Here is a 6,383-nt window from a genome sequence, read left to right as displayed (position 1 = left end):
ATGCTGGACAACCGCTATGCGCTGCTGTTCATTCGCGGTGAGCGTCCGGTGTGCGACTTCAAGTATAACCTCTTGCGCCACCCGGCGCTTAGCCTGACCGCGGACGGTAAGGCCAAGCCCTATGTGCCGCCGCTGCGCCTGGCCATCCATCCCAGCGCGCAGGCGCTTGCCGCCAATCGCGGCAGGGAAACCGTACACGGCATCGAATTTGAATATTTTTATGGTTAAGAAGAAAAGGAGAATAGCAACATGAAAAAGCCCAAGAATTTCATCAAGACCCTCGCCCGCAAAGTCACTGCCTTCCTTGCAAGCCCCATTGCCTATCGCCGTGTGCGCCGCGCATACCGTGTCGTATCGCTTGCCGCGCTTGTGGCCTGCTTTGCCGTTACCCCGGCCTTTGCAGCCGATCCGCTGGGCGCGATCAACAAACTCAGCGAGTTTGTATTCGCGATCATCAAGGCCGTGGGCATCATCATCGCGGGCTGGGGCGTAGTACAGTTCGGCATGTCCGTCCAGTCCCATGACCCGTCTCAGCGCACACAGGGCATCCTCTGCGTGGTCGGCGGCTTACTCATCTACTTTGCCAAGGATATCCTTGACCTTATCACCGCAGGCGCCTGATTGGGAGGAGACGTATGTGGACGATAGACCTACTCGAAGGCGTCCTTGGGATGTGGAACGGGTACATGGGCGATGTATGGCAGCTCATCACCCTGTCCCCCAAGGCGTTTGCAGGCGGCGCGGCTTGGCCGACCATTGAGCGGATATTTGCCGTCATGCAGGGCATCGGCTACGGCCTGCTCATCCTGTTCTTTGCCATGAGCCTGTTTAAGCAGACAGCCTCGTTCCGGGAGCTTCGGCGACCGGAACAGGTTTTCCGCCTGTTTATCCGCTTTATTCTCACCTATTCGGCCATCACCTACGGCCTTGAAATTATTAACCTGATCTTTGAGATCACAGGCGGCATCGTGTCCTCCATTGCCGCCAGCATGGGCGGACTGCACCAGCTGGCGGCTACGCTGCCGGACACCATCCGTCAGGCGGTCGAGGATAGCGATATCCTACTACGCGCAGTCATTTACATCGTAGGCGTCGCGCTGGCCGGCTTTGTGATCGTGCTGTCGCTCAACCTGCTCATGACCGTGTACACGCGTTTTTTCCGCATTTACCTGTATGTTGCCCTCGCGCCGCTGGCGCTGTCCGCCTTTGGCGGTGAGCTGACCAGCCGCCACGGGCGCACCTTTGTGCAGAGCCTGTGCGGCGTCTGTCTGGAAGCTGCGGTCATTGCGTTGGCCTGCATCATCTTTTCCGCTATGACCTCGACCAGCAGCAATACGCCGGTAAATCTCGGAGACAGCGGCATCGGGCTTGTCATGGGCTACATGGTCGGCGTGATCTTCCAGATGCTGATTCTGGTATCCGTAGTCAAGAGCGCAGACCGCATCATCAAAGAAATGACAGCGCTGTAAGAAGGGAGAACAACATGGAATGCACCGTTTATAAAGAGATACGCACCTACCGCGAGGGCATTTTTATGGGACTGAGCCTGCGGCAGAGCATTTGGGGCGGCGTGACGCTGCTCACCGCCATTGGCTCCTATTTCGGCTTGGGACTTGCAGTCAGCAAGGAACTGGCCAGTACGCTCTGCCTGCTGCTGGCCGCGCTGCCTGCCGCCGTTGGCTTTTTGCAGTATCAGGGTCTGACGTTTGAGCAGCTTGCCTGCGCGTGTCTGCGCACCATGCTCCGGCATAGTGGGTGGTATGTATACCGCGCGGTATCCATCTTTGACACACTGCACCGCGCCGCAGAGGAAGAACAGCGGCGCGCGCAGCGAAAGCAGAAAAAAACAAGGAGAAAGGATAAGAAGAACCATGCTAAAACATAAAAATCCGGCTAAGCCCGCGCGTCCTGTCCGGCCGGTACGCCTGCCGCGCAGCACACAGCAGCTCATCCCGGTGCGCCGCGTGTTCCCGGACGCGATCTGGCAGCTCGGCGCGCGGGAGTACAGCAAGACGTGGTCGTTTTCCGATATCAACTACGCTGTCGCCAGCATCGACGATCAAACCACCATTCTGGACGGCTGGGGGCGCGTCCTCAACGGCCTTGCGGCGGATAGCCGCCTGAAGATCACACTGGCCAACCGCCTGTTTGACAAGGATTCCTTTGCCGGGACGGTCTTTCTCAAAAAGAAAGATGACGGTCTGGACAAGTACCGTGCGGAGATCAACCGTATACTCATGGACATTGCCAAAGGCTCCAACGGCATCGTGCAGGAAAAATTCCTGACGCTGACTACCAGCCGCAAGAACATTGAAGAAGCCCGGGCGTTTTTCGCGCGCGCGGGCAAGGGCTTGTCCATCGGTATGCAGCGCCTGTCCTCCGCGCTGCATGAGCTGGACAATACCGAGCGCTTTCGTATCCTGCATGAGTTTTTCCGCACCGGACACCGCATGACGCGCGCGGACACTGACGAGCTGATGCGGCGCGGGCAGCACTTCGCGGATATCTTCGCGCCGCTGGCGCTGCGCTATCACAAGGACTACATCGAGACCGATAACGGCTTTGCGCGCGTCCTGTTTGTTGAGGAGTACGCCTCCCGCCTGTCCGACGAGCTGGTGCAGGGCTTGATGGCGCTGCCGCGACAGATGGTGCTATCCATCGACATTGAGCCGGTAAATACACAGGAGACGGGCAAGATGCTGCAAAATCTGGCCATGCGCGTCGAATCCGACGTTACGCGCTGGCAGGGGCGGCAGAACAAGCGCAACAATTTCTCGGCGGAAATACCCTACGAGCTGCGCCAGATGCGCGAGATGGTAAACGAGTACATGGAGGACACCACCCGCAACGACCAGCGCATCATGCTCACCACCACTACCATCCTGCACATGGCTGATACGCTGGAGCAGCTAAACGCCGATACCGAAACGCTGCAATCCACCGCGGGCGGCTTTGGCTGCGATCTGTCTATCCTGAAATTTCAGCAGGATATCGGCCTTGACACGGTGCTGCCCTACGGACTGCGCCGTGTGGTGCAGCAGCGCACCCTGCTTACCAAGAGCGCGTCCATCCTCACCCCCTTTTCGGTGCAGGAGGTACAGCAGTCCGGGGGCATCTGCTACGGCAGCAACGCTGTCTCCGGCAATATGATCATTGCCAACCGCGCACTGCTGGCCAACGGCAACGGCATCCGCCTTGGCATATCCGGCGCAGGCAAGTCCATGAGCGCCAAGCAGGAGATCGTGCAGATACTGCTGTCTACCGATGATGATGTACTTATTCTTGACCCGGAGGGCGAGTTCACACCGATGGTGGGCGCGTTTGGCGGTGCGATGATCGACGTATCCGCGTCCTCTGCTGTGCGCATCAACGCGCTGGACATGGAGCGCGGCTATGTGGACGAGGGCAAAGACCCGATTGCCGACAAAACCGAATTTGTACTCTCGCTGTTTGAGCAGATCATGGGCAAAGACCTGAACGCCCGCCACCGCTCCATTATCGGTCGGTGCATCCAAAATATGTACGAGCCATACATCAAAAACGGCTATCAGGGCGCGCCGCCGACACTGACCGACCTGCAGCGGGAATTAAAGCGGCAGGAGGAGGACGAAGCGCGGGATCTGATGCTGTCCGCCGAGCTGTTTATCTCCGGCTCGCTTGGCGTATTCTCCAAGCACACCAACGTAGACCAGCACAACCGGCTCACCTCCTACAATATCCTCGATCTGGGCGAACAGCTCATGCCGTTGGGTATGCTGGTCATCCTCGAATCGGTCTACAACCGTGTGCTGCGCAACTGGCGCGCCGGCAAGCGCACATGGGTATTTGTGGACGAGTTCTCCATCTTCTTCCGATTCGATTATTCCTCCCAATTCTTTTTGCGGATGTGGAAGCAGGTGCGCAAGCGCGCGGGCTACATGACCGGCATCACGCAGAACATCGGTGAAATGCTGCTCAATGAGCAAGCGCGCTGGATGCTGGCTAACAGCGAATTTATCATTATGCTGTCTCAGTCCGCATCAGACCGTGCGGCGCTGGCCGAGCTGCTGCACATCTCGGATACGCAGCTCTCCTATGTGGACAACGCGAAGCGCGGCTGCGGGCTGATGAAATTCGGCGGAGCGTTCATTCCATTTAACAATGACTTCCCGAAAAATACCGAGCTGTACAGCCTTATGACCACCAAACCCGGCGAATGGAGGCAATAATCTGCTATGGCAGTTTACAGATTTAAGAACCAACGCGACAAAGCCGCTGTTTACAGCGCTGGTGGCAGCGGGCGCGCGGAGGGCAGTGGGCGCGCCCGCGCACCCGCCGCGCGGCACAGCTACGGCGGTAAGCCCGCAGCCGCATCAAAGACGGTGCCGGATAAGGCCGCGCGGAAAAAGCGGGTTATCAAAGCATACATGGTGCGCAAGGCTGTCGACAAGATGAAAGAAAAGCGCGACGCAGCGGCGCAGGGCGATAAGGCATCCGCACAGGCGATGCAGCAGGCGGCGGGCAGCTTCGACCACGGCGCAAAGGACACGGCTGTATTTACGGCCTACGGCGTGTACCGCACGGGTAAAGCGGCGCGCACACTGTACCGCAAGGCGCGGGCGCTGTACGAGGGCAAGGCCACAGCAGCAGGCCGGCGCATGGCGTATCGAGAAATGCGGCGTAATACTGGCGGCAAAGCGAACGGTTATCGCGCACCAGACAAAGCGGTACGCGGCAAGCGGATGATAAAGCTATACATGGCGCGCAAACTCGCGCGCAAAATGCAGCAGAAAAAGGCCGGCGCACCACAGGCCGAAAAAGCCTCCGCGCAGGCCGTGCAGCAGGCAAATGACAGTTTTAATCGCGGGGTACGGCGCACAGCGGTTGGCACGGCATATGCCGCATACCGCGTGGGCAAGGCGGCTCGGGCATTGTACAAAGCACGGCGTGACGCTGCCGCGCGGACGCTGTACGGCGGCGGGCATACTGTGCCGGGACAGGCGGTCTATGCACCCTCCGGCACGGCACACCCCACAAACGGACTGTACGGCGCGCGACCGAAAGCCGGTACAGTCCGTCCGCAGCCTGCCGCACAGCGCGTTCCCACGGTGCGCTATCGCACCGCCATGCAGCAGGCAAGCGGCAAGCGCAGCCCCCTCTACCGCCTGCGCGCGCAGCAGGCCGGTATCCGTAAGCTCAAGCGCCAGCAGGCAGAGAGACTGGCGCAGACGGCGGGGCGCAAGGTATCCGCCGCAGCCGGCAAGGGCATCCTTGCCGCCGGACGGCTGGCGCTGGAAAAGGCGGCGGCGCTGCTGCGGGCAAAACTTGCGCCGATAGCGGCGGCTGCCGCGCTGCTGCTCTGCATGGCCATGGCACCGATAGGCGTGTTTGCATCGGCGGCGGGCATCCTGTTTGCCGATGAAAACGCAAACACCACAACTGACCCTAATGTGTACAGCGTCCAGCAGGCCTACACGGAAGCGCAGATGGCTTGGCAGGCCGAGGTACTGCGCGGTGAGAGCTACCACCGCGTGGAGTACCATGGCATCAATGCGGACAACGTACAGGTGCTGGCTGTCTTTGCGGTTAAAGTGACCGAGCAGGACAAGCTGGACGCTATGACGATGGCAGAAAAGCAGCGTCAAGTGCTGGCCGGAGTGTACAACGACATGAACCCGTACCGCAAATGGATACAGGTCGTGGATGATGTGCGCATCCTGCACGTTGAGATATCGCCGCTTAGTGCAGACGCAGCGGCAGACAAGTACCGTTTTAAGAAAGACCAACGGGTGCTGCTGCATGATTTGCTCGACGAATACCGCGCCGATCTGCTGGCGCTGCTCTCCGGCTTTAGCGGCGGCGGCGCGGCGGGCTATCCGGGCGCGCCGATCGAGGGCGATGCATATGAGGCACTGATGGACGAGGCGCAGAAGTATGTTGGATGGCCGTATGTTTACGGCGGCAGCTCACCGTCCACCTCCTTTGACTGCTCCGGCTTTATCTGCTGGGTATACACACAGTCCGGCGTGTATAATCTGCCCCGCACCACCGCACAGGGCATCTACGGCTACTGCAAACCGGTTTCGCCCAGCGAGGCACAGCCCGGGGATCTTGTGTTCTTTGAGAACACATACAATTTCCACGAGCGCATCACCCACATCGGCATTTACGTTGGCAACGGCAAAATGCTCCACGCGGGCAACCCCATTGGCTATGCCGATATCACAAACCCGTTCTGGCAGTCCCATTTTTATGGATTTGGCCGGCTGGGTAATTGAGTTGCCCGGATGTACATGCTTATGGTTTCCGGCAAAATGGGTTTTATGGTATAATTGCTATAAAGCAGCCATTATACCTACAACCTCACGATCCTATTATGTGTGGCGTATCGGCAGGCATTTCAG

At 59.0% G+C, this 6,383-nt stretch carries 5 protein-coding genes and 1 pseudogene; all 6 read left to right on the top strand.

What is annotated here, in order from left to right; translation table 11 throughout:
• Positions 1–228, top strand: a pseudogene (locus MR935_RS05350) (hypothetical protein); the annotation flags it as partial.
• Positions 229–249: 21 nt separating this feature from the next.
• On the top strand, positions 250–621 hold the full coding sequence (locus tag MR935_RS05345; protein WP_290571733.1) for a glutamyl-tRNA amidotransferase: 372 nt from the start codon (positions 250–252) through the stop codon (positions 619–621).
• A gap of 14 nt (positions 622–635) precedes the next feature.
• Entirely contained in the window at positions 636–1,469 is an 834-nt protein-coding gene (locus MR935_RS05340; protein ID WP_290571731.1) for a hypothetical protein, read from the top strand.
• Positions 1,470–1,483: 14 nt separating this feature from the next.
• Entirely contained in the window at positions 1,484–1,885 is a 402-nt protein-coding gene (locus tag MR935_RS05335) for a PrgI family protein (protein ID WP_290571729.1), read from the top strand.
• Positions 1,872–4,208 carry a VirB4-like conjugal transfer ATPase, CD1110 family gene (locus MR935_RS05330; protein ID WP_290571727.1) on the top strand — a complete coding sequence of 779 codons (2,337 nt, stop codon included), beginning with the start codon at positions 1,872–1,874 and terminating at the stop codon, positions 4,206–4,208. Before MR935_RS05335 ends, MR935_RS05330 begins: the two co-directional genes overlap by 14 nt.
• A gap of 6 nt (positions 4,209–4,214) precedes the next feature.
• Positions 4,215–6,257: a C40 family peptidase gene (locus MR935_RS05325; protein WP_290571725.1), complete on the top strand. Its 2,043-nt coding sequence runs from the start codon at positions 4,215–4,217 to the stop codon at positions 6,255–6,257.
• The last annotated feature ends 126 nt before the right edge of the window (positions 6,258–6,383 follow it).

It is taken from the genome of Agathobaculum sp. (genome assembly GCF_022775115.1).
GTDB lineage: Bacteria > Bacillota > Clostridia > Oscillospirales > Butyricicoccaceae > Agathobaculum.
Note: the sequence above shows the minus strand (reverse complement) of the source record. Positions and strands in the feature narration are given on the sequence as shown.

Excerpts from the sequence above, each read along its gene's own strand:
- MR935_RS05345 (WP_290571733.1), top strand. The coding sequence starts at position 250 with ATGAAAAAGCCCAAGAATTTCATCAAGACCCTCGCCCGCAAAGTCACT.
- MR935_RS05340 (WP_290571731.1), top strand. The coding sequence starts at position 636 with ATGTGGACGATAGACCTACTCGAAGGCGTCCTTGGGATGTGGAACGGG.
- MR935_RS05335 (WP_290571729.1), top strand. The coding sequence starts at position 1,484 with ATGGAATGCACCGTTTATAAAGAGATACGCACCTACCGCGAGGGCATT.
- MR935_RS05330 (WP_290571727.1), top strand. The coding sequence starts at position 1,872 with ATGCTAAAACATAAAAATCCGGCTAAGCCCGCGCGTCCTGTCCGGCCG.
- MR935_RS05325 (WP_290571725.1), top strand. The coding sequence starts at position 4,215 with ATGGCAGTTTACAGATTTAAGAACCAACGCGACAAAGCCGCTGTTTAC.